Source organism: Streptomyces xingningensis, assembly GCF_054957865.1.
The window spans coordinates 1-2,119 of the sequence record NZ_JBDJPF010000152.1 but is presented as its reverse complement, the minus strand read 5'-3'; the positions used below and the strand labels follow the sequence as shown (position 1 = coordinate 2,119).

Below are 2,119 nucleotides of genomic sequence, written 5' to 3'. Positions count from 1 at the left end.
TTGCCGTGTGCGGCCAGCAGATGCGCGATCCGGTTACCCCACCGATCCAACTCCCCGTAACCGATTCGCTGTTCCTGGCAGATGAGCGCCGTCGCATCCGGGTCCCGGGCGGCCTGTCGCCTGAACATGTCCGGCAGGGTCACCGGCGGGGTCGGCATCCGCGGTCCCTCCGCGACCGCCAGGACCTCGTCCCGTTCCTTGGCGTCCAGCAGGGGGAGGGTGCTCACTCTCCGGTCCGGTGAACGCACCATGTGGTCCAGGAGGTTGAGGTAGCGCTCGACGAGCCGCTCCACGGTCGCCGCCTCGAACAAGGCGGTGTTGTACTCGGCGCGGATGCTCATCCGCTCCTCGTCCTCCACGACGAACAGGGACAGGTCGAACTTGGCGGTGTCGCTGTCGCCGTCCATGCGCCGCAGGTCCAAATCCCCGATGCGGGGACGGGCGGCCTGGTCGCTCTCCAGGGCGAAGAGCACCTGGAAGATCGGATTCCGGCCGGGGGAGCGCTCCGGCCGGACCGTTTCGACCAGGGACTCGAAGCTGAACCGCTGGTGCTCGAAGGCGGCCAGACAGGTGGCCCGCGTCCGTGCCAGGAATTCGCCCACGGTGGGATCGCCGGACAGGTCGGCGCGCAGAACCAGGGTGTTGGCGAAGAAGCCGATCAGGTGGCGGAGTTCGTCGCGGTGGCGATTGCTGGTCGGCGTGCCGACCAGGAAGTCCGTCTGCCCGGTGTACCGGCCCAGTAGCGCCTGGAACCCGCTGAGCAGCATCATGTACGGCGTCGCGGCATGGCCCCGCGCCCCGGCCCGTACCGCCGCGGCGAGCGCCGCGGGGACCGGTTTGCGCACTGTCGCGCCGTGGAAGCTCTGCACCTGCGGCCGGGGGCGGTCGGCGGGCAGTTCAAGGACCAGGGGAGCGCCGCGGAGCGCGTCCGTCCAGAACCTTCGGTGCCGCTCGCAGCTCTCGCTCCGTTCCCATGCGCGCTGCCAGGCGGTGAGATCCGCGTACTGGACCGGGAGTTCCGGCAGGACGGGCTCGGCGCCCGCTCCGAATGCCCGGTAGCACTCCGAAAGTTCGCTCAGCAGCAGTGGGATCGACCAGCCGTCGGCGACGATGTGGTGCATGGTGACCAGTACGGCATGGCTTTGCTCGGCCAGGCGGAGCAGCGTCACCCTGAGCAGGGGAGCCTGGCCGAGGTTGAACGGCCGCCGGGCCTCCTGCCCGGAGATCCGGCGTATTTCGGCCTCGTGACGGGTCGGTGGTGAGTCGCTGAGGTCGGAGGCCGAGACGGTGATCTGCAATCCGGGGGTCACGACCTGTGCGAGGCCGCCGTCGCGATGGACGAAGTGGGTCCGCAGTGTTTCGTGACGTGCCACGATGTGGTTGAGAGAGCGCTGAAGGACCAGTCGGTCCAGCGGGCCGTCCACTCGGTAGGCGCCGTGCAGGTGATAGGCCGCTCCTCCGGCCGAGTCGAACTCCCGGAGGAACCAAAGCCGTTCCTGCCCCGATGAGGCGGGAAACACAAAGCACCCGGTCAGCGACGGATCATTATCGTTCATTCCGGGGTTCCTCCCTGGGCCGACGGCGTGAAGGGGACGCGGGGTTGCCGATGGATCGGCTCCGGGTCGGCGGGCCGCGGCGCGGAGCCGACGCCGGTCAGGTGCGTGGCCAGGGCCGCGATGGTCTGGTACTCAAAGACCAGCCATGGTTCGACCGTCACCCCGAAGTGTTCGCCGAGCTTCGCCGAGACTCGGGTTGCCAGCAGTGAATTCCCACCGAGTTCAAAGAAGTTGTCGAAGGCGCCCGGGGAGGTGGCGTCCAGCAGCGTGCGCCAGGTCGAGGCGATGAATTCCTCAGCGGCGTTCCGGGGCTCCACAAAGACCTGGCCGGATTCCGTGTCCGCGGCCTCCGGGTCGGGCAGGGCGCCTCGGTCGACCTTGCCATGGGGTCCCAGCGGCAGGCGGTCCATGAGCAGGAACCGTGCCGGGATCATGTACCGGGGCAGCAGCCCGGACAGATGCGCCCGCAGTTCGGGAACCCGCAGACCGTCCTCGACGGCCACGTAGGCGACCAGTTTTTGGTGGGTGTTTTGGCCGTGGGGTTGGACGATGGCGTCGTGGAT

2 protein-coding genes are annotated in these 2,119 nt (G+C 68.6%); both read right to left on the bottom strand.

The features are described from left to right. Window positions 1–1,556 (bottom strand): condensation domain-containing protein (locus tag ABCR83_RS32565; protein WP_462698872.1); only part of this gene is annotated, 1,556 nt, incomplete at its 3' end. Beyond that, window positions 1,553–2,119: phosphopantetheine-binding protein (locus ABCR83_RS32560; protein ID WP_462698871.1), on the bottom strand; the 567-nt coding region annotated here is incomplete at its 5' end. The genes ABCR83_RS32565 and ABCR83_RS32560, both read right to left, overlap by 4 nt.